This is a genomic window from Sphaerisporangium sp. NPDC049002, from assembly GCF_040649355.1.
In the GTDB taxonomy this organism is placed as follows: domain Bacteria; phylum Actinomycetota; class Actinomycetes; order Streptosporangiales; family Streptosporangiaceae; genus Sphaerisporangium.
The window spans coordinates 12,967-36,016 of record NZ_JBEZFH010000060.1; the positions used below are offsets into that span (position 1 = coordinate 12,967).

Annotated in this window: 21 protein-coding genes; 12 read left to right on the forward strand and 9 right to left on the reverse strand. The window is 71.3% G+C overall.

The window, feature by feature from the left end:
* Positions 1-177 precede the first annotated feature (177 nt).
* Together AB0B89_RS14900 and AB0B89_RS14905 are read left to right on the forward strand one after the other, a co-directional pair.
* Entirely contained in the window at positions 178-1,650 is a 1,473-nt protein-coding gene (locus tag AB0B89_RS14900; protein WP_358552482.1) for an amino acid permease, read from the forward strand.
* A 104-nt stretch (positions 1,651-1,754) separates the two neighbouring features.
* Entirely contained in the window at positions 1,755-2,765 is a 1,011-nt protein-coding gene (locus AB0B89_RS14905) for a LacI family DNA-binding transcriptional regulator (RefSeq protein ID WP_358552484.1), read from the forward strand.
* 122 nt (positions 2,766-2,887) lie between these two features.
* Here the strand turns inward: AB0B89_RS14905 and AB0B89_RS14910 are convergent, their stop codons facing one another.
* Both AB0B89_RS14910 and AB0B89_RS14915 read right to left on the reverse strand, forming a co-directional pair.
* Positions 2,888-4,135, reverse strand: coding sequence for an HRDC domain-containing protein (locus AB0B89_RS14910; protein ID WP_358552486.1), 1,248 nt, complete (start codon positions 4,133-4,135; stop codon positions 2,888-2,890).
* A complete protein-coding gene (locus AB0B89_RS14915; RefSeq protein WP_358552488.1) occupies positions 4,132-4,734 on the reverse strand; it encodes a DUF3000 domain-containing protein in 603 nt (200 codons plus the stop codon). The genes AB0B89_RS14910 and AB0B89_RS14915 overlap by 4 nt, the downstream gene beginning before the upstream one ends.
* Before the next feature lie 712 nt (positions 4,735-5,446).
* Between AB0B89_RS14915 and hemE the strand changes: the two genes are divergently transcribed.
* Positions 5,447-6,484: a uroporphyrinogen decarboxylase gene (hemE, locus tag AB0B89_RS14920; protein WP_358552490.1), complete on the forward strand. Its 1,038-nt coding sequence runs from the start codon at positions 5,447-5,449 to the stop codon at positions 6,482-6,484.
* On the opposite strand, the gene AB0B89_RS14925 is transcribed toward hemE, so the two are convergent.
* The gene (locus AB0B89_RS14925; protein WP_358552492.1) at positions 6,485-7,612 is read right to left on the reverse strand and encodes a DUF4349 domain-containing protein; all 1,128 of its coding nucleotides are present in this window, start codon (positions 7,610-7,612) and stop codon (positions 6,485-6,487) included. It lies immediately after the preceding gene.
* A 136-nt stretch (positions 7,613-7,748) separates the two neighbouring features.
* Between AB0B89_RS14925 and hemG the strand changes: the two genes are divergently transcribed.
* The 3 genes from hemG (at position 7,749) to AB0B89_RS14940 (ending at position 10,729) form a co-directional block, all read left to right on the forward strand.
* Complete coding sequence (gene hemG, locus AB0B89_RS14930) at positions 7,749-9,197, forward strand: protoporphyrinogen oxidase (protein WP_358552494.1); 1,449 nt, start codon at positions 7,749-7,751, stop codon at positions 9,195-9,197.
* 54 nt (positions 9,198-9,251) lie between these two features.
* Positions 9,252-9,953 (forward strand): hydrogen peroxide-dependent heme synthase, encoded by a 702-nt coding sequence (hemQ, locus tag AB0B89_RS14935; protein ID WP_358552496.1) that lies wholly within the window; start codon positions 9,252-9,254, stop codon positions 9,951-9,953.
* 137 nt (positions 9,954-10,090) lie between these two features.
* Positions 10,091-10,729: a hypothetical protein gene (locus tag AB0B89_RS14940; protein WP_358552498.1), complete on the forward strand. Its 639-nt coding sequence runs from the start codon at positions 10,091-10,093 to the stop codon at positions 10,727-10,729.
* 453 nt (positions 10,730-11,182) lie between these two features.
* Here AB0B89_RS14940 and AB0B89_RS14945 read toward each other — a convergent pair whose 3' ends face one another.
* Positions 11,183-11,533 (reverse strand): hypothetical protein, encoded by a 351-nt coding sequence (locus AB0B89_RS14945; RefSeq protein ID WP_358552500.1) that lies wholly within the window; start codon positions 11,531-11,533, stop codon positions 11,183-11,185.
* A gap of 333 nt (positions 11,534-11,866) precedes the next feature.
* Between AB0B89_RS14945 and AB0B89_RS14950 the strand changes: the two genes are divergently transcribed.
* Positions 11,867-12,220, forward strand: coding sequence for an NUDIX domain-containing protein (locus AB0B89_RS14950; RefSeq protein ID WP_358552524.1), 354 nt, complete (start codon positions 11,867-11,869; stop codon positions 12,218-12,220).
* On the opposite strand, the gene msrB is transcribed toward AB0B89_RS14950, so the two are convergent.
* Positions 12,119-12,520 (reverse strand): peptide-methionine (R)-S-oxide reductase MsrB, encoded by a 402-nt coding sequence (gene msrB, locus AB0B89_RS14955; protein ID WP_358552502.1) that lies wholly within the window; start codon positions 12,518-12,520, stop codon positions 12,119-12,121. The two genes, AB0B89_RS14950 and msrB, sit on opposite strands and share 102 nt — an antisense overlap.
* A gap of 396 nt (positions 12,521-12,916) precedes the next feature.
* Here msrB and ligD point away from each other — a divergent pair, with 396 nt between their 5' ends.
* Complete coding sequence (gene ligD, locus AB0B89_RS14960) at positions 12,917-13,912, forward strand: non-homologous end-joining DNA ligase (RefSeq protein ID WP_358552504.1); 996 nt, start codon at positions 12,917-12,919, stop codon at positions 13,910-13,912.
* Between the two features lie 7 nt (positions 13,913-13,919).
* Here the strand turns inward: ligD and AB0B89_RS14965 are convergent, their stop codons facing one another.
* The gene (locus AB0B89_RS14965) at positions 13,920-14,756 is read right to left on the reverse strand and encodes an LLM class F420-dependent oxidoreductase (protein WP_358552506.1); all 837 of its coding nucleotides are present in this window, start codon (positions 14,754-14,756) and stop codon (positions 13,920-13,922) included.
* A gap of 123 nt (positions 14,757-14,879) precedes the next feature.
* The gene (locus AB0B89_RS14970; RefSeq protein ID WP_358552508.1) at positions 14,880-16,022 is read right to left on the reverse strand and encodes a PfkB family carbohydrate kinase; all 1,143 of its coding nucleotides are present in this window, start codon (positions 16,020-16,022) and stop codon (positions 14,880-14,882) included.
* 132 nt (positions 16,023-16,154) lie between these two features.
* Between AB0B89_RS14970 and AB0B89_RS14975 the strand changes: the two genes are divergently transcribed.
* Both AB0B89_RS14975 and AB0B89_RS14980 read left to right on the forward strand, forming a co-directional pair.
* On the forward strand, positions 16,155-16,970 hold the full coding sequence (locus tag AB0B89_RS14975) for a DeoR/GlpR family DNA-binding transcription regulator (protein ID WP_358552510.1): 816 nt from the start codon (positions 16,155-16,157) through the stop codon (positions 16,968-16,970).
* A gap of 10 nt (positions 16,971-16,980) precedes the next feature.
* Positions 16,981-18,345, forward strand: coding sequence for a 6-phospho-beta-glucosidase (locus AB0B89_RS14980; RefSeq protein WP_358552512.1), 1,365 nt, complete (start codon positions 16,981-16,983; stop codon positions 18,343-18,345).
* 17 nt (positions 18,346-18,362) lie between these two features.
* On the opposite strand, the gene AB0B89_RS14985 is transcribed toward AB0B89_RS14980, so the two are convergent.
* Entirely contained in the window at positions 18,363-19,814 is a 1,452-nt protein-coding gene (locus tag AB0B89_RS14985; RefSeq protein ID WP_358552514.1) for an aldehyde dehydrogenase family protein, read from the reverse strand.
* A gap of 207 nt (positions 19,815-20,021) precedes the next feature.
* Here AB0B89_RS14985 and AB0B89_RS14990 point away from each other — a divergent pair, with 207 nt between their 5' ends.
* Complete coding sequence (locus tag AB0B89_RS14990; RefSeq protein ID WP_358552516.1) at positions 20,022-20,840, forward strand: SAM-dependent methyltransferase; 819 nt, start codon at positions 20,022-20,024, stop codon at positions 20,838-20,840.
* 272 nt (positions 20,841-21,112) lie between these two features.
* Here the strand turns inward: AB0B89_RS14990 and AB0B89_RS14995 are convergent, their stop codons facing one another.
* Positions 21,113-21,397 carry a hypothetical protein gene (locus AB0B89_RS14995; RefSeq protein ID WP_358552518.1) on the reverse strand — a complete coding sequence of 95 codons (285 nt, stop codon included), beginning with the start codon at positions 21,395-21,397 and terminating at the stop codon, positions 21,113-21,115.
* Positions 21,398-21,640: 243 nt separating this feature from the next.
* Here AB0B89_RS14995 and AB0B89_RS15000 point away from each other — a divergent pair, with 243 nt between their 5' ends.
* Positions 21,641-22,372, forward strand: a complete 732-nt coding sequence (locus AB0B89_RS15000) for a BTAD domain-containing putative transcriptional regulator (protein ID WP_358552520.1) — start codon at positions 21,641-21,643, stop codon at positions 22,370-22,372.
* The last annotated feature ends 678 nt before the right edge of the window (positions 22,373-23,050 follow it).

Here is a 23,050-nt window from a genome sequence, read left to right on the forward strand (position 1 = left end):
TCCCCCTTGATCCCCCGATTCGCCTGGTCATTCCCCTCACGTTCCGGCCGGCCGAAAGCCGGTCGGGTTCGCCTCCCCGGGCACAGAGAGGAATGTTTGTCCGGTCGGGGGGTACGCATGACCCGCGCTTTCGCGGAAGGCGTCCTGCGCGATCAAAGACGATCAGGGGGCGTGCCCATGTCTGTTTTCCGTACCAAGACGGTCGAGCGCTCGATCGAGGACACCGAGTCGCCCGAGCACCGGCTCCGCCGCAACCTGAGCGCCCTCGACCTGACCGTGTTCGGTGTGGGCGTGATCGTCGGCACGGGCATCTTCGTCCTCACGGGCCAGGTGGCCAGGGACACCTCCGGCCCGGCCGTCGCCATCTCGTTCGTCGTCGCGGGCGTCGTCTGCGCGCTCGCCGCCCTGTGCTACGCCGAGTTCGCCTCGACCGTGCCGGTGGCCGGCTCCGCGTACACGTTCTCGTACGCCACCATCGGCGAGTTCCCCGCGTGGATCGTCGGGTGGGACCTGATGCTGGAGCTGGCCCTCGGCGGCGCGGTCGTCGCGGTCGGATGGTCCGGCTACTTCGCCGAGCTCCTGGCCACTCTGGGCATCCACCTGCCCGCCACGCTCGCAGGCGAGCACGCCGCCTTCAACGTCCCCGCCGTCGTGATCGTGCTCGCGCTCACGGCCGTGCTGGTGGCCGGCATCAAGCTGTCCGCGCGGTTCAACCTGGTCGTGGTCACGATCAAGGTGGCCGTCGTGCTGCTGGTCATCGTGGCGGGGCTGTTCTTCGTGAGGAGCTCCAACTACAGCCCGTTCATCCCGCCGTCCCAGCCCATCCCGGCGGCGGACGGCCTCAAGGCGCCGCTGATCCAGGTGCTGTTCGGCGTCTCCCCGGCGGCCTACGGCGTGCTCGGCGTCTTCTCGGGCGCGGCCATCGTCTTCTTCGCCTTCATCGGCTTCGACGTGGTGGCCACCGCCGCGGAGGAGACCAAGAAGCCGCAGCGCGACCTGCCCATCGGCATCATCGCGTCCCTGGTGATCTGCACGGTCCTGTACGTCGCGGTGTCGCTGGTCGTCGTCGGCATGCAGCCGTACTACCGGCTCAGCCGGTCGGCGCCGCTGGCGGGCGCGTTCCGCGTCGTGGGCCAGGACTGGCTGGCCACGATCATCAGCGTCGGCGCCCTGGCCGGGCTCACGACCGTCGTGATGATCCTGATGCTCGGCCAGAGCCGCATCTTCTTCGCCATGAGCCGCGACAACCTGCTTCCCCGGGGGCTGGCCGCCGTCCATCCCCGTTTCGGCACCCCGTACCGCATCACGATCATCATCGGCGTGGCGACGGCGCTGCTGGCCGGGCTCATCCCGCTGTCGGCCCTGGCCGAGCTGGTCAACATCGGGACGCTGTTCGCGTTCATCCTGGTCTCCGCCGGTGTCGTCATCCTGCGCAGGACCCGGCCCGACCTGCCCCGCGCCTTCCGTACGCCGCTGGTCCCGCTGGTGCCGATCCTGTCGGTGCTGGCCTGCCTCTACCTCATGCTGAACCTCCCCGTCGAGACGTGGCTGAGGTTCGTGATCTGGATGGCGATCGGGGTCGTGCTCTACTTCGTGTACGGCATGCGGCACAGCCGGGTCGGCGACCGGCCCCCGGTCGCCGTGCGGTGACCCTTTCGCAGGACCACGACGCCTCCGAACGATAGACCCGTGCGCGGGCGCCGGAGACCGCTGGACAATGAGAAGGGAGCCGGGCGGGGCACGGGAGGAAGACCATGGTCACGCTGGAAGACGTCGCCAGGGACGCGGGGGTGTCGCTGGCGACCGCCTCGCGGGTGCTCAACGGCAGCAGCCGCCAGGTGGGAGCGGCCATGCGGGCACGGGTCGAGTCCTCGGCGGCCAGGCTCGGCTACCGCGTGGACGCGGCCGCGCAGACCCTGGCGCGGGGCGCGAGCAACGTCGTCGGCCTGGTGATCCAGGACCTGACCGACCCCTACTTCGCGGCCATCGCCGACGGGGCCATCCGCGCCGCCGACCTGCACGACATGGTGGTGACGCTCGGCACCACCTACCGCGACCCCCGGCGCGAGATCGCCCTGGTCGCCACGCTGAACGCCCAGCGGGCCCGTGCGGTGCTGATCGCCGGGTCGCGCGTCGTGGACGACGCCATGATCCGGCGCCTGCGCGCCGAGCTCGACTTCTACCGCGCCTCGGGGGGCCGGGTCGCCATCATCGGGCAGGACCTGCTCGGCACCGACACCGTGGCGCCCCTGAACCACGAGGGGGCGCGCAAGCTCGCGGTCGCGCTCGCGGGCCAGGGGCACCGCCGGTTCGCCGTGCTCGCGGGGCCGACGAACCTCTACACCGCCATCGACCGGGCGGCCGGCTTCGCCGAGGGGCTCCGCGAGCTCGGCCTGCCCGCGCCGATCGTGGTTCACGGCGGGTTCGACAGGGACGGCGGGTACGCCTCCGCCGTGGAGCTGGTCCGCATGGAGACCGGCGCCACCTGCGTGTTCGCGGTCAACGACGTGATGGCGGTCGGGGCGCTGGCCGCCTTCAGGGCGCAGGGGGTCGACGTGCCGGGCGATCTGTCGATGGCGGGGTTCGACGACATCGCCTCGCTGCGCGACCTCGCCCCGGCGCTGACGACGGTACGGCTGCCGCTCGCGCGCATGGGGTCGCTCGCGCTCGACCTCGCGCTCACACGGGAGGACGTCCCGAGACGGACGCCCGTCGAGGGCGAGGTCGTCCTCCGCGAGAGCGTGCGAAAGCTGACCGACGCCTGACGCGTCCGCGTACGAGCCGGCGGACGCCTCACCGCGTCCGCGTACGAGCCGGCGGACGCGGGCCGGCCCGCGGCGAACGCCTGACCGCGAGGGTGTGAGGGAACCTTACTTCGTAAAGGCGGTCACTCTTTGGGCTCGTCCTTGGCGGCCAGACGGGTCAAGGCCGCCGACAGGGGACGCGCCGTCAGGGCGATCTGCCACTCGCGGGCGCCCAGCTCGCGCAGGCGCGCCTCCACCGCCCCCTCGTCGAGGTCGGCGGGAGGCTCCCAGGTGAGCCGCCGGATGGCCTCCGGCTGGAGCAGGTTCTCCGTGGGCATGTGATGGGTCTCGGCCAGCGCCGCCACCGCCGCCCTGGCGCCCGCCAGCCGCTTGGCGGCGGCCGGATCGCGGTCGGCCCAGCGGTTGGCCGGCGGGGGACCGTCCCCCGGGCCGCTCGGCTGGGGGAGCTGCGGCTCCGACAGCACGCGTGCCCGCCCGATGGCGTTGAGCCAGTCGCGCAGGTGGCGCCGGGCGCTGCGCCCGGTGAACGGGGCTATGTCGGTCAGGGCCTTGGTCGTGCGCGGCTGCTCCAGCGCGGCGGTCACGATCGCCGAGTCCGGCAGCACCCGCCCGGGTGCCAGGTCGGCCTCGCGCGCCAGCTCGTCGCGCAACGTCCACAGCTCACGGACCACTGCGAGGCCGCGCAGGGAGCGCACTCGGTGGATGCCGGAGGTGCGCCGCCAGGGGTCGGTGCGCGGCGGCGCCGGGGGAGCGGCCAGGATCGACGCGAACTCCTCCTGCGCCCATGCCAGCTTCCCCTCGGCGGCCAGCTCGTCGTGGAGCATGTCGCGCAGCTCGATGAGCACCTCGACGTCGAGCGCGGCGTAGCGCAGCCAGTCCTCGGGGAGCGGCCGGTGGGACCAGTCGGCCGCCGAGTGGCCCTTCTCCAGGCGCAGCCCGAGGACGTTCTCGACCATCGTGCCGAGGCCGACGCGCTCGTAGCCGAGGAGCCGTCCGGCCAGCTCGGTGTCGAACAGCTTGCGGGGGGTGAAGCCGATCTCCGCCAGGCAGGCGAGATCCTGCGTGGCGGCGTGCAGGACGATCTCGGCGTCGGCCAGCGCCGCGTCCAGCTCGGACAGATCGGGGCAGGAGATGGGGTCGATGAGCGCGCTGCCGGCGCCGGCGCGGCGGAGCTGCACGAGGTACGCCCGGCCGCTGTAGCGGTAGCCGGACGCGCGCTCGGCGTCGACGGCGACCGGGCCGGTGCCCTTGGCGAACGCGCGTACGGCCGCCGCGAGCGCGGCGGGGTCCTCGATGACCGGCGGGATGCCCTCGCGGGGCTCCAGAAGCGGGACTATCTCGGATGCGGGGATGATTTCGTCGTCGGTCACGTCCTGAAGGACTCCGGGTCTTCGCGACGCGCGGACCGTTGCGGGAGGGCCGCGACGTCGGGTGGCAGGGGTGGGATGCCCGCGGCGAGGCACATCAGGTCACACCAGGCGGCGACGTGCGCCGAGAGGTCCTCCTCCAGGGGGGACCACGACGCGCGCAGCTCCAGCTCGGTGGTGACCGGGTCGTCGGCCTTGTTGCCGAACCCCTCGGAAACGGCGCGGGTGACCGTGCCGCCCGCGGCGGCGTAGCGGGCATGGCGTGAGTCGAGGGCCTCGGTCAGCCAGCTCCACGCCACCGGCCCGAGCATCGGGTCGGAGGTGATCTCCGGCTCCATGTCGGCGCGGACGTAGGCGACCAACCGGAAGGGACCGTCCCATCCGCGCTGGCCGTCGGGGTCGAACAACATGATCAGCCGGCCTACCGCGAGCTCGTCGTCGTCGCGGTAGACGGATGCTCCGACCGCGCCGGAGTAGGGGGCGAGCCGCTGGGGGGCGGGGATGTCCTCCAGCTCGATCTCGGGCCTGACCTCGGCGGGACGCAGGCTTTCCAGGGCCCGCCGGAATGCGGCAGGCGCCGGTGGCGCGTCACCGATGGTCATGATGGCAGCGTAGGCCGGAGTGGGCGATGCCGGAAGCGGGGGGGTATGCGCCGGATGCACGGGTGGTGATCAAGCCGCGATCACCGGGCCGTCGCCGCGCTTCACGGAATCCCGGTCGCGGCCGTCGTCGTGCCCGTAGAGGCGGCGTCGCCGCTCGTATCCCCGTTCGCCGGCAATGAGCGCACAACGCACAGTGCGGTGCTCGGTGGAACTCCACATCGCGGTCATCGCGAGCCTTTCGTCGGGTCCCGGGATCGAGAGTACGGACGGACAGGAGTGCGCGTCGCCGGGCCGGCGCTTCCCACCCGCGCGCCTTTGTCCGTGAACTCGATGACTGGTCCGACGTTGACACGTCACGGCGACATTTCCCCGCAACGCGCTCGGCGTGTCCCGAAAGTGGTCACGGAATCAGCGCCGCGCGGTGTTTTGACGAACATTTGAGCCAGCCGCGACATGATCACGGACCTCACGTGAGACGTACCTTACCCGCGCTTGGGATTGCCTTGACGCGGCAGGCGACCGTTCGGGCCCGAACCGGCCTACCGAACCAGACATAGTGTACGGTTCGCGGCTTCATTAGCATGACGGGACATCAGCCCGGTAAGTATCTTTTTCGCGGCAAGCTTTGGTATCAGGCCCCGGCGCCGGTCCCGGGACGACAGGGCACGCACGCGGTGCGTGGACCGGCCCCTCGCCGTGGCACCCTGGATAGGTGAATCCCGAGACCGCCGAGTCCCCGTTCGTCCGTGCCTGCCGGCGACTTCCCGTGCCCCACACGCCCGTCTGGTACATGCGCCAGGCCGGGCGCTCGCTGCCCGAATACCGCGCGGTGCGCGCCGACGTGCCGATGCTCACCGCGTGCGCGACGCCGGACCTCATCGTGGAGATCACGATGCAGCCCGTGCGGCGGTACGGGGTGGACGCGGCGATCTTCTTCAGCGACATCGTGGTGCCGCTCAAGGCCATCGGGATCGACCTCGACATCAAGCCCGGCGTCGGCCCCGTCGTCGCCGCCCCGATCAGGGACACCGCCGCGGTCGGCACCCTGCGCGCCCTCGACGCCGGCGACGTGCCGTATGTCACCGAGGCCATCCACGCGCTGACCAAGGAGCTCGGCCCCACGCCGCTCATCGGGTTCGCCGGCGCCCCCTTCACGCTGGCGTCCTACCTGATCGAGGGCGGGCCGTCCAAGAACCACGACCACACCAAGGCCATGATGTACGGCGAGCCCGCGCTGTGGGACACGCTGATGAGCCGTCTCACCGACATCACCCTGGCCTACCTGCGGTTGCAGATCGACGCGGGCGCCTCGGCGGTCCAGCTGTTCGACTCCTGGGTCGGCGCCGTCGCCCCCGGCGACTACCGCGAGTTCGTCCTCCCGTACACCAGCCGCATCTTCGCCGGCCTGGCCGACCTCGACGTGCCGCGCATCCACTTCGGCGTCGGCACCGGCGAGCTGCTCGGGCTGCTCGGCGAGGCCGGCGCCGACGTGGTGGGCGTCGACTGGCGGGTGCCGCTCGACGAGGCCGCGCGCCGCGTCGGCCCCGGCAAGGCGCTCCAGGGCAACCTGGACCCGGCGGTCCTGTTCGCGCCCTGGGACGTCGTGGAGGCCCGCGCCCGCGACATCGTCACCCGTGGACGGGCGGCGGAGGGCCATGTGTTCAACCTCGGCCACGGGGTGCTGCCCACGACCGATCCCGGCCAGCTCGCCCGCCTCACCGACTTCGTGCACGAGGTGTCCGTCCGCTGATCACCGCTCCGGGGGCCCCTCAGGAGTGTCAAGAGCGTCTGGGGCGTCCTGCTGGGGGCTCTCCCCCTCCTCGGGCGCGACGGGCGTCCAGGGGGCGTAAGGCTTCTCAGGGACGTCCGGCTTCTCTGGGACGTCCGGCTTCCCAGGGGCGTCCGGCTTCCCGGGGACGTCCGGTCTATCGGGGGCGTCCGGTGCGGGTCGTCGCGCGGTGGCGTGGCGCTGGAGGGACGGCACGCGCCGCCGTACGGCCACGTAGGCGATCCAGAGCACGCCGAGCACCACCAGCCAGGGCAGGAGCGCGCCGAAGACCGTCAGGGCGATCCTCGTCGTGGTCGCCAGGGCGTGCCAGCCCGCCTTGAGGCCGCTGAGGAAGTTCGGCGGCGCCGGCTTGGGGGGCGTGGGCGCGGGGCGGGTGACGTGGACGAGGTTGAGGGTCAGCGTGCCGAGGGCCGTCTGGGCCGCCAGGGTCCTCTGCCGGGCCTGTAGCGACTCCAGATCGGCCTCGCGGGTGGAGATCTCCCGCTCGACCTCCAGCACCTGGGCGATGGTCTTCGCCCTGGACATGAACTTTCGGACCTGGTCGAGCGCCGACTTGGACGACTTGACCCGGCTGTCCACGTCGGCGATCTGCTGGCTGACGTCCTCGGTGCCGAGGCTCAGCGACTCCCGGACGCCCAGGTCCTTGCCCAGTTGGTCGACCACGGCGGGATACCGGTCCGGGGGGATCTTGAAGACGATGGCCGACCTGCCCTCGCGCCCGTACGAGGTCGACCGCTCGCTGTCGACGCGCCCGCCCGCCGCGGTGACGATCTGCTTGGCCTTGTCGGCCGCGACGGTCACGTCCTTGACGCGGACCGCCATCTCGCCGGTGTAGACGATCGCCCGGTCCGCCTGCTTGACCTCGACCTTGGACGAGGACGCGGAGTCCCCCGAGCCCTGGCCCGCGGCCCCGCTCCCGCCCGCCCGCGTGTCGGCCTGTGCGGGCATTTCCGCCGGCCGCCGCGCGGCAGGATCGGCCGGAGCGGTCCCCGAGCTCGACTGGTCCCCGGACCCCCCGCAGGCGGAGACGGCGAGGACGACTGCCGCCAGGGTCACCATCAGGGACGGGCGGCTCCGTAGGATTCTCATGCCCTTGTTGACGAAACCGGCGAGCACCCGGTTTGAGCGGGCCGCGTCACAATGGCGTCACGTTCTCCGCCCGCCGCCCCGGAGCCGCGCCGTGACCAGCGCACGAGGTGCTCGCGGGCGGGTAACGTCTGGAGACATGGAAGGGACTCGGCGGCACGTCGTGGTCGTGGGCGGGGGCATCGCCGGGCTGGCGGCGGCGTGGCATCTCCGCCAGGAGGACGAGAGCCTCTCGGTGACGGTGCTCGACGGCGCCTCGCGCATCGGCGGCAAGCTGCTCGCCTCCGAGGTCGCGGGCATGCGGGTGGACGAGGGCGCTGAGGCCATGCTGGCCCGCCGCCCCGAGGGCAAGGAGCTCGCCCGCATGGTCGGGCTCGGCGATGAGCTGGTCCACCCCGGCCCCACGGGCGCCTCGGTCTGGACGCGGGGCGAGCTGCGCGCCATGCCCAGGGGCCACGTCATGGGCGTGCCCTCCGACGTCGTCCAGCTCGGCCGCTCGGGCATCCTGTCGCCCGCGGGCCTCGCCCGGGTGCCGCTCGACCAGATCCTGCCCGCGACGCTGGTGAGCTCCGATGTCTCCGTCGCGGCGTACATCCGGGCGCGCATGGGCGGGGAGGTCGTCGACCGGCTGGTTGAGCCGCTGCTCGGCGGCGTCTACGCCGGGCGCGCGGAGTTCCTGTCGCTGGACGCGACCATGCCCCGCGTCGCGACGATCGCGCGCACCGAGCGCTCGCTGCTCCGGGCCGCCCGCGCGATCAGCGACGAGGCGCCGAAGGACGCGGGCCCGGTCTTCACCACCCTGAAGCGCGGCATGGGCAGCCTGCCGGAGGCGGTCGCGGCGGCGTCCGGCGCCCACATCAGGACCGGCGTCATGGTGCGTGAGCTCCGGCGCACCCGCACCGGCTGGCGGCTGGTGGCCGGGCCCACGAGAGAGCCCGAGACGATCGAGGCCGACGCGGTGATCGTCGCGGTGCCCGCGCCGGCGGCGGGCAGGCTGCTCGGCGACGAGGTGCCCAAGGCCGCCGCGGAGCTGGCCCGCATCGAGTACGCCAGCATGGCGATCGTCACCCTGGCCTACCCGCGCGGGGCGTTCCCCGAGCAACCTGCGGGCAGCGGCTACCTGGTGCCCCCGATCGAGGGACGGGCGGTCAAGGCCGTGACGTTCAGCACGGTCAAGTGGCCCCATCTGGCCGAGAGCGACCCCGGCCTGCTGGTGCTGCGCTGCTCGATCGGGCGCCTGGGCGAGGAGTTCGTCCTCCAGCGCGACGACAACGAGCTGGTGGCGCTCGCCATGGCCGAGATGGCCGAGATCATGGGGGCGCGCGGGCTTCCCCTGTCGACCCGGGTGAGCCGCTGGGGCGGCGCCCTGCCGCAGTACGACGTGGGCCATCTCGACCGGGTCGCGCGCGTCCGCGCGGCGGTCGCCGTGCAGCCGGGCCTCGCGGTCTGCGGGGCCGCCTACGACGGGCTGGGCATCCCGGCCTGCGTCGCGACCGCCCGCACGGCCGCGGCGGGGGTCCTGGCGTACCTGCGGGAGCGGCACGGGGGAGAATGGCGTGAGGACCAGCGAGCGGCCGGCACCCGCTGAGAGCCCCGCTGGCGTCAGGCGATTGAAGCTGTCGATGGAAGGCGAGTGCGATCAGTGACGGAGAGCAGTGCGCGGCCCAAGGCGCGCGATCTCAACCAGGTCATCCGCTACACCATGTGGTCGGTCTTCCGGGTGCGCGAGCCGCTGCCGGGTGACCGCCAGCAGGTCGCCCACGAGGTCGAGGCCGTGTTGTCGCAGGCCGCCGAGAAGGACGTCGTGACGAGGGGCTCCTACGAGGTGGCGGGCTTCCGGGCCGACGCCGACTACATGTTCTGGTGGCACGCCTCCACGCCCGAGGATCTTCAGGAGGTCTACGGCCGCTTCCGGCGCACCTCTCTTGGACGGGCGAGCGAGCCGGTGTGGTCGGTGATGGCGCTGCACCGCCCCGCCGAGTTCAACAAGTCGCACATCCCGGCGTTCCTCGCCGAGGAGGAGGCGCGGGGCTTCGTCTGCGTCTATCCGTTCGTGCGTTCCCTGGAGTGGTACCTCCTTGAGGACTCCGAGCGCCGGGCCATGCTGGCCGAGCACGGCAAGATGGCCCGTGACTACCCCGACGTGCGCGCCAACACGGTGGCGTCGTTCGCGCTGAACGACTTCGAGTGGATCCTGGCCTTCGAGGCCGACGAGCTCCACCGCATCGTCGATCTGATGCGGCACCTGCGCGCCTCCGAGGCCCGCAGGCACACCCGTCTTGAGGTCCCGTTCTACACCGGCACCCGCAAGCCGCTGGAGGAACTGGTGGCCGCCCTGCCATAAGCGGTCATTTCCCTACAAGGCCCGGTAGAGCAGGACATGCATCACTCTTGCCCCAAATGCCCCATGCCTATCATCGTGGGAACAACCCACACGAGTCCGCGATCTTTGGCATACTCAGGGGGATATCCCATGTCGACGTGAGGCAAAGGGTGAACAGGGGCAAGAGTCTGGCACGTTCCAGGCGAGGGGGGCACCGGCGGCGCAAGGCGCGCCGGACACGGGTTCTGGAGGTCTTCGCCGGGCTGGCCGCCATCGTGGTGGCGGCCGTGGCGATCGGCGGGGTGTTCGTACGGCCCGGCGGCGGCGCGTCCGCGTCCGGTGTCCCCACGCTCGCGCCGAGCGTCGCGGGCGTGCCCTCGGCGACGCCGGACACGGCCGGGAAGGGCTCCGGCGTCGAGGCGGCGAGCACGGGCGCCAAGAAGGCGCGTGGGGCGGCGAAGACGGCCTCGGGCCCGTCGAAGCACACCGACGCCAAGGCCATGAGCTACTTCAAGAAGCGGTGGGTGGGCGACAAGGCCGTCAAGCGGATCACCGACATACGGACCATCGGGAAGTACCTGCGGATCTACACCAACCTGCCGGAGTCCGCCCACAACTCCAGGTCCGCGATCGACCTGTGCAAGCGGGGCCTCGAATACCTCGTCCAGGAGGTCGGCGACGAGCACCCGGTCGTGTTCGTCCAGGCGGAGTTCGGCCAGAACGGCAACCCGGTGCTCGCCAACATCCTCGGCGGAGGCGACGACTCCTGCCGGCTCACGCATCCAGCCCCGAACTAAGGGACTCCGGGCCAGGGGGCTCCGGATCGGGGAGGTCAGGGACGGGGAGGCTCTGGGCCGGGGGGTCCGGGACGGTGAGGCTCTGGGCCGGGAGGTCCGGGACGGGGAGGCTCCGGCTCGGAGCCTCCGGCCGTCGCACCCGCACCCGGGTCCTGCCGCAGACCTCGCATCGCTGCGTGACCACCAGGCCGATGGCCTCGATGGTCTCCCACCTGTGGCGTAGGTGCACGCGGACCCTTCTCTTTCTTCATCGCATCCAGGCGCAGATGCGACTCCACACAATTTCCTGCCGACGCCACTGCTGAATCGGCATTGAACTGAAGTGACTCTTCACGCCTTAGCGGATTTCGTGATCAATCGGCTGCCCGGCATCGTTGGATTCAGCTGCGCGGAGCGATATGGGGTGGGAACGATTTCCTTGGCCTGCGAAGAGCGGCTTAAGTTGAGTAAGCCCTAGAACGGCCTGACCGGAGTGCACTCCAGCTGGATCTCGGCCAGCATGTCCTTCGAGCGGGATTCGTTCTTGAAGAAGACGGAGATCTGCTGCCGGTATTGCTTCAGCGGGTAGGGCGGGGTCCCCGACCACGTGTAGTAGCCGGTTATCACTGCGGTCGTGTACCACGGGTGGGTGTCGGGGCACTTGAGGAACAGGTTGGCGCCAGCCTGCGGTTCCAGGATCGCGCTGGTCCTGATGGTGACGGTCGCTGGTGGCTGGACGGCGGCCGAGGCCGGAAGCGCCGGGACAAGAAGCCCACCGGCCAGGGCGGCGGCGACCGCCGCACCGGTGATTCCGCGTGTTCTCATGATTTTCTCCTTCACTTCCTTGCCCGAAGGCGGGGATCTCCAGGAGAAGTGTCCTTTCGCGATCTTGAGAGCGACTTGAGGTCCACTTGGACGGCGGTCGAAAAGGGGGAGCGGGAGTGCCCGGCAGCAGAAGCGTTCCACCGGTTGTACCGATGTTTCGGAATAAGCCTGACCAGCTCACATTGGGAGCAGCGACAAGCGACGCCCTTCCGGCGCGGGCGGAATTCGATGACCCCCGTGTCCGGCTGGAAGAAGCCCGCAGAGACCCCATGGATCCGATCGCGGCCGAAGTCTGAGCGATTGACCGCAATTTCCGGTACATCCTGCTTGTGAATCACTTGGCGCGGTTGGGTGCCGCCAGGAGGCGAAGTCGGAGCAGGAGAGACACCGCGCGCCGCGGCGAGCCGGGAACTCCGCGAAGAGACATGGGCGGGACGGAACCTGCCGGCTCACGCGGCCGCAGGACCCGCAGGCGTTCTCCTACCCCGGCCTTGGTACGCGCATGCGCCGGCCGTGACTTGGCGTATGCCGTCAATCACGGTCGCGAGCCGCTCGCCGGGCGGCCCGCGACCTCATGCGCGGACGCTACTCGCTCGGCACGAGCCGCAGCGAGACGGAGTTGATGCAGTAGCGGTCGTCGGTCGGGGTCGGGTAGCCCTCCCCGTGGAAGACGTGCCCGAGGTGTGAGTCGCATCGGGCGCAGCGGACCTCGACGCGGGTCATGCCGAGGGAGTGATCCTCGATGAGGGTCACGGCCTCGGACTCCGACGGCTCGAAGAACGACGGCCAACCGCAGTGCGAGTCGAACTTCGTGTCGGAACGGAACAGCTCGGCTCCGCAGGCACGGCAGGAGTAGACCCCTGTCGTCTTGGTGTCGACGTACTCTCCGGTGAACGGACGCTCGGTGCCCGCCTGGCGGAGCACCCGGAACTCCTCGGGGGACAGCTGGACACGCCAGTCGGCGTCACTCTTGACCACCTTCTCCATGCCTCCAGCCTATGCGCGGGCGGAGCGGAGGCGTTCCCCGGATCCGGGACGTGAGGACCTTGTCAGATGCCCGGGGAAATCGGTCCGGCGATTTTTCGGGCCGAGCATCCTTTCGGAATGCTTTCAGCGTCTTTAGTAGCGGAGGGTTGATCACCTCCAGCTGAGGGAGGATCGCCGGTCCATCCCCGCCTCAGGCGGCGTCCGCGTCCACGCGGCGCGCCGTCATACGGTCGGGGGAGGCCGCCGGACGGGTGGCACGTCAGCGCCGGGTCCGGTGATCGTGGCGGGCGATCGTCGAGGTCCGTCCCGTTCGAGCGCCCGGTCCGCCACCGAGGTACTCCGGGACGGACCGTCCCCTCCCGGTTTCTGTCACCGTCGCGGGGTACGGTCGGAGGCATGGCGTCGCCATTCATCGAGCTCAACGTCGGGGACCGTGTCATCAAGGTCACCAACCCCGACAAGATCTATTTCTCCGACATCGGGGCGACCAAGCGCGAGCTGGTCGAGTACTACGTGTCGGTCGGCGAGGGGGCGCTGCGCGCGCTCAGAGACCGGCCCACCTACCTCAAGCGGCATCCCGACGGGGTGCAGTCCGAGGCGATCTACCAGAAGCGCATCCCGACCCGGCGCCCCGACTGGCTGGAGACCGTCACCATCCGGTTCCCGAGCGGCCGCAGCGCCGACGCCCTGCGCGTCACCGAGGTCGCCGCCATCGCCTACTGCGCCAACCTCGGCACGATCGACTTCCACCCGTGGCCCACCCGCGCCGACGACGTGGAGCATCCCGACGAGCTGCGCATCGACCTCGACCCCCAGCCCGGCACCGGCTTCGACGACGCCAGGGAGACCGCGTTCGCCGTGCTGGAGGTCCTCGACGAGCTGGGCATGCGCGGCTTCCCCAAGACGTCGGGCACCCGGGGCATCCACATCAACGTGCGCATCGAGCGCCGGTGGTCGTTCACCGAGGTGCGGCAGAGCGCCATCGGCCTCGCCCGCGAGGTGGAGCGCCGCCGCCCCGACCTGACCACCACGGCCTGGTGGAAGGAGGAGCGCGGTGAGAAGGTCTTCATCGACTACAACCAGAACGCCCGCGACCGCACCATCGCCAGCGCCTACTCCGTGCGCGCCCGGCCCTACGCCCCGGTGTCCACGCCGGTGACCTGGGAGGAGCTGGCCGACGTCGACCCCCGCGACTTCGACATCCGCACCGTCCCGCCGAGATTCGCCGAGCTGGGCGACGTGCACAAGGAGATCGACGACCGCGCGTTCTCCATCGAGCCGCTGCTCGCGTGGTACGCCAAGGACGAGCGCGGCGACATGCCCTATCCGCCCAACTACCCGAAGATGCCCGGCGAACCCAAGCGCGTGCAGCCCAGCAAGGCGAAGCCCTAGGGATCTTCTAGGCGAACAGCACCTCCGCCAGCTTCCGGTAGTCGTCCAGGGGGTCGGTTCCCGGGTCGGTCAGGAGCTGGATGTTGACGTGGTCGGCGCCCGCGGCGAGATGCTCGTCGACGCGGCGCTTGACCGTCGCCGGGTCGCCGTAGACGACCAGGGCGTCGATCAGGCGGTCGCTGCCCTCGCCCGCGAGGTCGTCGTCGCCGAAGCCCAGCCTGCGCCAGTTGGAGGTGTAGTTGCTCAGGCCCAGATACATCCGTACGGCCTGCCTGGCGATCGAGCGCGCGTGGTCCACGTCCTCGGTGAGCACGACCTTCTGCTCCGGGGCCAGCAGCGCGCCCGCGCCGAGGATCTCGCGGGCCTGCCTGGTGTGCTCGGGCGTGGTCAGGTACGGATGGGCGCCGGCGGTCCGCTCGGCCGAGAGCCGGAGCACCTTGGGGCCGAGCGCGGCCAGCGCCCGGCTCTCGACCGGCACCCCGGCCGCGTCGAGCCCGTCGAGGTAGCGCTCAAGGGCGGCCAAGGGCTTGGTGTACTCCGTCACCGCCTCGGGGTGCCCGGCTCCGACGCCGAGGAGGAAGCGGCCCGGGTGCCTGGCCTCGATGCGCCGGAAGGAGGCGCCCACGGTCCGCGGGTCGTCCTTCCAGATGTTGACGATCCCGGTGGCGACGGCCACCGTGGTGGTCGCGTCGAGGAGCTCCTCGACGATCCGCAGGTCGCCGTCCGGCGATCCGCCCACCCAGAGCGCGCCGTAGCCGAGCTGCTCCAGCGACAACGCCAGCTTCGGGGTGAACGGGGGCCTTCCCTGCCAGACACCGACTTCACCGAGTGCGGGTCTCGTCATCATCTCGTCCTTTCGATGGTCCTGGTCCGTCCCCTGCGCCGCGGGGGTCGTGCCGAGGCCCGGAAGACGACGCCGGGCGACTCCCCACAACAGCGATAGGGATCAACACCCGGGGGACTCGAATTATTCGGCCTCGCGCGGCGTGGTGCCCGCTCCCACGTCGGCGTGCCGCGACATGGTCGCGGCGGCCCGGCGCACGGCCCCCACCGGGACGCTGGGGACCAGCTTGTCCAGGAAGGCGTACCGGCGGGCGAGCGAGGCGATGTAGGCCCCGCTGGTGCCGGCGGCGGCCCGCACGTCGTGCCACCAGTCGGCGATGTCGCCCCAGCCGGGCGCGGCCAGGGACCCGCCGAACTGCTGCACCGCGAGCGCCGAGCACACCCCGGCGAACGCCAGGCGGTCGGCCAGCGGCCAGCCCGAGAGCGTGCCGAGCACCAGGCCCGCCCCGAAGACGTCGCCGGCCCCGGTCGGGTCGAGCGCGGTCACCCGCAGCGCCGGGACGTACGCCTCCTCGCCGGTCGTGGAGTCGATGGCCATCGCGCCGTTGGCGCCGTCGGTGACCACGGCCAGCGGGACGCGGTCGGCGATCTGGTACAGGGCCTCGCGCGGCGTCTCCGTGCCGGTGTACGCCATGGCCTCCACGGCGTTCGGCATGAAGGCGTGGCAGACGGCGAGCTGGTCGAGAAGGGTGGGGGACCAGGTCTCGGAGGGGTCCCACCCGACGTCGGCGAAGATGAGCGCGCCGTCCTTGTGCGCGAGATCGGCCCACGTGCCGGTGCCCCCGCTGCCCAGCGGCTCCTCCACCGACAACGGCACGATCACCGCGCTGGAGCGGGGCGGGCGGCCGATCATCTCGGTCGCGGCCATGGGCGGGGGGTGCCCGTGGGTGACCATGCTGCGGTCGCGGTTCACGGCCATCGAGACGGTCACCGGGGAGTGCCACCGCTGGAACCTGCGCGACCTGGACAGGTCGACCGACTCCTGCTCCGACAGGATGCGCCAGTTGAAGTCGGCGTAGTCGTCGTCGCCGAACGCGGCGGCCATGGAGGTGCGCAGGCCGAGGCGGCTGGAGGCGATGGCCAGGTTCGCGATACCGCCGGGGCACGACCCCATGCCGTCGGCCCAGACCTCGGTGCCGGCGGCCGGCATCGCCTGGAGCCCCGTGAAGACGATGTCGAGGAAGACGGTGCCCGCCGTGAACACGTCGAACTCTGGCCCGTCTGGGCAGCGTTGATCGGCTAGTGGGTCATACGCCTGGACAGACACGGAGTGAGTCCTCCTCGACTGAGCGAAGATGTGCGCACTCTTGCACGTTTCGACCACCCAGATCAAGAGTTGACGGGCAATGATGCTCATTTTTGCTTAGTAGCGCGCAAGAATGACTGATACGATCCTGGCGTGCTCCAGCACGTCCGGCATGCCGAGATCATGGCGCGTGTCCGCCTCGCGGGCGCCACGAGCGTGCGCGACCTGGCGGCCCAGCTCGGCGTCAGCCCCTCGACCATCCGCCGCGACCTGGAGATCCTCGACCGCGACGGCACGCTCACGCGCGTACGCGGTGGAGCGCTCGCCGGCGGGGGAGCGGGTGGTGGAGTCTCCGCAGGCGGGGGAGCGCCCGGCGGCCTCGTCGCCGGCGCCGGTGACGACCTTGCGTCCGGGCGGCCCGAGAGTCCCGGTGAGCGCGACAAGGACGCCGTGGCCGCCCGCGCCGCCCGGCTGGTCCGCGACGGGGATGTCGTGCTGCTCGACGTCGGCAGCACCACCGTGAGGCTGGCCCGCCACCTGAGCGGCCGCCGCGTCACCGTGGTCACCTCCAGCCTGGCCGTCGTCGACGTGCTGCGCGGCGACTCCGCCGTGGAGCTGCTGCTGCTCGGCGGCATGCTGCGCCGCGCCCCCCACTCCTCGCTCGTGGGGGTGCTGACCGAGGAGGCGCTGCGCCAGGTGTCCGCCGACCGCGTCTTCCTGAGCGCGAGCGGCGTGCGCCCCGATGGGCAGGTGACCGACTCCACGATCGCCGAGGTCCCGCTGAAGCGGGCCATGATGGTGGCCGCCGGGCAGGTCGTCCTCCTGGTCGACCGGCACAAGTTCCCCGGCAACGGGGCGCTGCGGGTGTGCGGCCCCGAGGAGCTCGACGTGGTCGTGACGAACGAGGGCGCCGACGAGCCGACCGTCCGCACCCTCACCGGGGCGGGCGCGCAGGTGCTGCTGACATGAAGGAGCAGGTATGAGGCTGGCCATCCTCGGCGGCGGCGGTTTCCGCGTCCCGCTGGTGTACGGCGCGCTGCTGCGCGACACCGGCAGGCCGAGGGTCGAGGAGGTCGTGCTGTACGACGTCTCCGAGGAGCGTCTGGCCGCCGTGGGCCACGTGCTCGCCCAGCTCGCGGCCGGGTGCGACGACCCGCCGCGCGTGCGTGCCACCACCGACCTCGACGACGCGCTGCGCGACGCCACGTTCGTGTTCTCGGCGATCAGGGTGGGCGGGCTCGAAGGCCGCACCGCCGATGAGCGGGTCGCCCTCGACCTCGGCATCCTGGGTCAGGAGACGATCGGGGCGGGGGGCATCGCCTTCGGCCTGCGCACCATCCCGGTGGCCATGCGCGTGGCCGAGCGTGTCGCCGCCGTCGCGCCCCGGGCGTGGGTCATCAACTTCACCAACCCCGCCGGCATGATCACCGAGGCCATGCAGCGGGTTCTGGGCGACCGCGTGGTGGGCATCTGCGACTCTCCGCTCGGGCTGATCCGCAGGGCCGCCCGGTCGCTCGGCCTCGACCCCGCCCGCACCGCCCCCGACTACGTCGGGCTCAACCACCTCGGATGGCTGCGCGGGCTGTCGTACGGGGGGCGTGACGTGCTTCCCGACCTGCTCGCCGACGACACGGCGCTCAAGCTGGTGGAGGAGGCACGGCTGTTCGGCCCCGAGTGGGTGCGGTCGCTGGGCGCGCTGCCGAACGAGTACCTGTACTACTACTACTTCACCCGGGAGGCCGTGGCCGCGATCGGCGGCGCGGCCCAGACCCGGGGGGAGTCCCTGCTCCAGCAGCAGTCACGGTTCTACTCGGCGGTCCGGCGGGAGCCCGAGCACGCCCTGGCCGAGTGGCAGCGCGCCCGCAGGGAGCGCGACGCCTCCTACATGGCCGAGACCCGCGACACCACCCAGGCCGGTGAGCGTGACGCGGCCGACCTCTCGGCCGGCGGGTACGAGGGCATCGCGCTCGCGCTGATGACCACCATCGCCCGGGGCGGGAGCACGACCATGATCCTCAACGTGCGCAACGGCTCGGCGGTCGCCGGGATGCCGCCCGAGGCCGTCGTGGAGGTCCCCTGCGTCGTGGACGCGGGCGGGGTGCGACCGCTCGCGACCAGGCCGCTGGCCGGCCAGTTCCTCGGGCTCGTCCAGCAGGTCAAGGCCGTCGAGCAGCTCACCATCGAGGCGGCGGTGACCGGCTCGGCGGGCGTGGCGCTGCGGGCGTTCGCCTCGCACCCGCTGGTCGACTCGGTCTCGGTGGCCCGCCAACTGCTCGACGGCTACCGCGCCCGCGTCCCCGAGCTCGCGTCGGTCCTGCACCCGGCCCCCGGCCCCGTACGGTAGCCCCGCCGCCGGGATCGTCAGGTCTGGATGATCGCGGCCTTCTCCCGGGTGTACGCGAGGACGGAGTCGTGGCCGTAGCCGCTGTCCTTGACGCCGCCGAACGGGAGGCCGGGAGGCATCTGGCGGAAGGTGTTGACCCAAACCGTGCCGCTCTGCAGGTCGCGGACGAACCGGTGGGCACGCCCGAGGTCGCGGGTCCACACCCCGGCGGCCAGGCCGTACGAGGAGTCGTTGGAGATCGCCAGCGCCTCCTCGTCGGTGTCGAAGGGGATGGCCACCGCGACCGGGCCGAAGATCTCCTCCTGGCACACGCGGAGCGAGTTGTCGGTGGTGGTGTAGAGCGTCGGGGCCACCCAGTAGCCGCCGGGCATCGACGGGACCACCGAGGCGCCGGTCGTGCCGCCGAACACCAGCTCCGCGCCCTCCTTCTCGGCGATCTCCAGGTACCCGGTGACCCGCTCGTACTGGCCCGCCGACACGATCGGGCCCATCGTCGTCGCGAGATCGAGCGGGTCGGCCAGCGTGAGGCCTCCCGCGACGGCGGCGACGCGCTCGATCATCTCGTCCCAGACGGGACGCTGGATCAGGATGCGCGAGCCCGCGACGCAGACCTGCCCGGCGTTGCCCGTGTAGACGGAGTTGACCGTGACGCCCTGGGCTGCGGCGTCCAGGTCCGCGTCCGCGAAGACGATGTTGGGGGACTTGCCGCCCAGCTCGAAGGTGAGCGGTTTCAGTGAGTCGGCGCTGGCCCGCGTGATGGCCTGGCCCGTCTGGGTGGAGCCGGTGAGGCTGATCTTGCCGACCCCCCGGTGCCGTACCAGCGCGTCGCCGACCTCCTCGCCGAGCCCGCTGACGATGTTCAGCACCCCCGGAGGCAGCACGTCGGCCAGGAGCTCGCCGAGCCGCAGCACCGACGCGCACGCCTGCTCGGCGGGCTTGACGATCACGGTGTTGCCGGCGGCCAGCGCGTACGCGGCCTTCGCCGAGAACGTCGAGATGGGGGAGTTCCACGGGATGATCCCCAGGACCACGCCGTACGGCTCGCGCCGCGTGAGCCCCAGCGTGTCGGGCCCGAGGATGACCGTGTCGCCCTTGACCGCGTCGAGGACGTCCCCGGCGGCGATCCGCCACAGGTACGTCATGCCGGGCAGGTCCTTCTTCAGGGTGTCGCGCAGGATGCGGCCGTTGTCGCGCGTCTCGACGCGGGCCAGCTCCTCGGTGTGGGCCGCGAAGACCTCGGAGACCTCGCGCAGGAAGCCGGCGCGCCCGAGAGCGGGCATCCCGGACCAGCCGGGGAACGCCTTCCTCGCGGCGGTGACGGCGGCGTCCGCGTCGGCCCGGCCGCTCGCCGGGATCCGTGCCCAGACCTCGCCGGTCGCCGGGTTGACCGAGTCCAGTGTGCGGCCGTCCGCGGCGGGCACCAGCGCGCCCCCGATCAGGTTGCGGTATTCCGTGATGCTGCCTGCCATCCTCAACTCCCGCGTCGGCCGTACCGGACCTGACCAAGCGTACGCTTGCTCAACTACCTCCGGGAAGCGGTGCGATTCGGCCGCCGGCCGGGCGCCGACCGGCCTGACATATCACGGTTTGTGATCAAGATCGGTTACTGCTGCGGAATGACGGTTTTGCCGATTAATTTGGAGTTCCAGTCGTCCCATTTCCGACAGGAGAACCCCGTGACCGACAGCTCGTTGCCGCCCGGCGAGCCGCCAAAGATCGACACCACGGTCTCCCACTCGCCCCGGATCTGGAACTACTGGCTCGGAGGCAAGGACAACTACCAGGTCGACCGCGAGGTCGGCGACCAGTTCCGCGAGGTCTTCCCCGACATCGTGGAGATCGCTCGCAGCTCGCGGGGGTTCCTGTCGCGCGCGGTGACCTATCTGGCCGCCGAGGCGGGGGTCCGCCAGTTCCTGGACATCGGCACCGGGCTCCCGACCCTGGACAACACCCACGAGGTCGCCCAGCGGATCGCCCCGGAGTCCCGCATCGTCTACGTGGACAACGACCCGGTGGTGCTGACGCACGCACGCGCCCTGCTCGTCAGCGCGCCGGAAGGCGTCACCCAGTACATCGACGCCGACCTGCGTGACCCCGAGACGGTCCTGGAAGCGGCGGGCCGCACCACCCTGGACTTCGACAGGCCGGTGGCCCTGATGCTGCTGAACATCCTCGGTCACGTCTCCGACATCGAGGAGGCGCGTTCCATCGTCAAGCGGCTGACCGACGCCCTGCCGTCCGGCAGCTACCTGGCGATCGCCGACGGCACCAACGTCGTGCGAGGGCCGGAGTTCGAGGCCGCGATCGCCATCTGGAACGCCAGCGGCTCGGTCCCCTACAACCTGCGCTCCCCGGAGCAGATCAGCGGCTTCTTCGACGGCCTGGAGCTCGTCGAGCCCGGCGTGGTCTCCTGCCCCAACTGGCGGCCGGACGACCACGAGAGCCAGTTCGCCCGCGAGGTGGACGAGTTCTGCGGGCTCGGGCGAAAGCCCTGACAGCCGCATCCCTGACGGCCGCGTGGGCTGACGGCCGCGTGCGCTGACCGTGACCGGCTTCGTGCGCTGACCGGCTTGGTGCGCTGACCGGCTTCGTGCGCTGATCGGCGGCGTGCGCTGATCGGCCGCGTGCGCTTGATCGGCCGCGTGCGCGGACGGGACGGCCCGCGCCTGGAAGGCACGTACCGCCCCGTCCGCCGGGCACCGCTCAGTGCGGGCCGGTCCGCTTCGTCACCCCGTGGCCCGGGGCGTGCCCGGCCGGCCGCGCGCCGCTACGACTCGTCGACCGGTGTCTCCTCGCCAGTCGTCGTCGAGGTGTAGACGCCCCACATCGTGGCGGACGACGGCTCGGTGTAGGCCTTGCAGACGAGTGATGTCTCGATGGAGGACTGCTGCTCCTCTATGTCGGGGAGGGCGCTCTGGCACGACGCCAGGGACTCGTACCCGCCCTTGATCAGCTCATCGGAAGGAGCGGCCGCGAGGGCCGCCGACGCGAGTGTCGCGGGTACGGCGAGCGCGCCGCTCAGGGCGAGTGCCGCGAAGACGTTTCTCCTCATGGAGATCGACCTCCTCTCGTGCCGCCGAAGGTGGCGGCCACATGAGAGCGTGACCCGGCCGGCGTCACCGGAGCATGACGCGTGCGTGACGGGAGGGCGGGCTCCTGCGGTTCGCCAGGCCGCATGCTGACCCAATAAAACGGGACATATCGCCATCTACCGGGTACATAGTCGGAGGAGAGACGGCGACGGGAGGGCTGCTTACCAGACGACTCGCTTTCCACACGGGAGGCAGCAGAACTTATGGAGAGCGGCGACCGGCCCGTCCTGCGGGTCGACCTTCTGGGGGGCTTCCGGCTGCTGGCCGGACGCGAGCAGGTGACCATCTCGGGCGGCTCCGAGCGTCTTCTGTCGTTCGTCGCCCTGTGCGGGCAGGCCGTACCCCGGACCCTGATGGCGGGCACGCTGTGGCCTGACCGGCCCGAGCGGCGGGCGTACGCGAGCCTCCGGTCGGCGCTGGCGCGTCTCGAAGGGGTCGGACGTCAGGTCCTCGACATCGGCGCGACCGAGGTACGCCTCAGGCCGGTCGCCGGGGTCGACGTGGACGAGGCCCGATCGCTGGCCAGGCGCATCCTCGACCCCTGCGCGCCCACGCTCGAACAGGACCTCAGCGCGGCGACCGTGGAGAAGTTGTCGGTCGACCTGCTGCCCGGTTGGTACGACGACTGGGTGGTCCACGAGGCAGACGAGTGGCACCAGCTACGGCTGCACGCCCTGGAAGCCCTGGCCGAGGACTTCATCAGGGCCGGCAGGTTCGCCGACGCGGTGGCCGCCGCCGGGGTGGCCGTACGGGCGGAGCCGCTGCGCGAGAGCGCCCACGCCGCGCTGATCCGCGCCCACCTCGCGGAAGGCAACCAGGCCGAGGCCCTTCGCGACTACGAGCGGTACGAGCACCTCCTGGACTCCGAGCTGGGCCTGCGCCCGACACCGCTCGTCGGCGAGCTCGTCGCCGGCCTCCGCACAGCCGCACGCTGAGACCACCCCGCTTCCACGGCCCCGCCGTCCTACGTCAGGCCGTCCTTCCTTCGTCGGGCCGTCCTTCGTCACGTCGCTGTCACGGCATACCGGACACCATGTGCTTCGACGGCAACGGGGTCACCTGGACCGTCGCGATCACCTCGGGTGGCCCGGACAAGCGAAGGAGTCGGTCATGGCAGGCAAGCGATCTGTGATCCTGGTCGCTCCGGCGGTCCTCGCGCTCGCGCTCGGACCCACGGGAGCCTCACAGGCCTCGGTCGTCGCCCGTTCCGTTGCGGGAGAGCCCGCCGCGTCCGGTACGGCCCCGGGGGTGCCCGTGCCGCGCGACCGGGGCGACTACGCCAAGGGCTTCGGAGAGGGGTACGCGGCGGGCAGAGCGGAGTGCGACGGCCGGCCCAAGCCGAAGACCCGAGGACGGGGGCTGCCGGCGAGCCCCGACTACGAGCGCGGATACGCCACGGGCTACGACGAGGGCTACACGAGCTGCGAGAAGGCGGCCGGCGAGACTCCTCGGAAAGAGCCTCCGGGCCTCCACACGCCCGTGACGCCCCCCGAGCCTCCGGACCTTCGTGAGGCACCGTGTCGCCGGCCAGGCTTATGGGACCACCGAGGGTGGTTTTCTGCCACGAGCATGGGACCACCCGGTTGCCAGTGATGGGACCACCCCGCGTGTCG

Coding starts and splice junctions, on each gene's coding strand:
- AB0B89_RS14900 (WP_358552482.1), top strand. CDS start 178: ATGTCTGTTTTCCGTACCAAGACGGTCGAGCGCTCGATCGAGGACACC.
- AB0B89_RS14905 (WP_358552484.1), top strand. CDS start 1,755: ATGGTCACGCTGGAAGACGTCGCCAGGGACGCGGGGGTGTCGCTGGCG.
- AB0B89_RS14915 (WP_358552488.1), bottom strand. CDS start 4,734: ATGACCATCGGTGACGCGCCACCGGCGCCTGCCGCATTCCGGCGGGCC.
- AB0B89_RS14925 (WP_358552492.1), bottom strand. CDS start 7,612: ATGAGAATCCTACGGAGCCGCCCGTCCCTGATGGTGACCCTGGCGGCA.
- hemG (WP_358552494.1), top strand. CDS start 7,749: ATGGAAGGGACTCGGCGGCACGTCGTGGTCGTGGGCGGGGGCATCGCC.
- AB0B89_RS14945 (WP_358552500.1), bottom strand. CDS start 11,533: ATGAGAACACGCGGAATCACCGGTGCGGCGGTCGCCGCCGCCCTGGCC.
- msrB (WP_358552502.1), bottom strand. CDS start 12,520: ATGGAGAAGGTGGTCAAGAGTGACGCCGACTGGCGTGTCCAGCTGTCC.
- ligD (WP_358552504.1), top strand. CDS start 12,917: ATGGCGTCGCCATTCATCGAGCTCAACGTCGGGGACCGTGTCATCAAG.
- AB0B89_RS14965 (WP_358552506.1), bottom strand. CDS start 14,756: ATGACGAGACCCGCACTCGGTGAAGTCGGTGTCTGGCAGGGAAGGCCC.
- AB0B89_RS14980 (WP_358552512.1), top strand. CDS start 16,981: ATGAGGCTGGCCATCCTCGGCGGCGGCGGTTTCCGCGTCCCGCTGGTG.
- AB0B89_RS14985 (WP_358552514.1), bottom strand. CDS start 19,814: ATGGCAGGCAGCATCACGGAATACCGCAACCTGATCGGGGGCGCGCTG.
- AB0B89_RS14995 (WP_358552518.1), bottom strand. CDS start 21,397: ATGAGGAGAAACGTCTTCGCGGCACTCGCCCTGAGCGGCGCGCTCGCC.
- AB0B89_RS15000 (WP_358552520.1), top strand. CDS start 21,641: ATGGAGAGCGGCGACCGGCCCGTCCTGCGGGTCGACCTTCTGGGGGGC.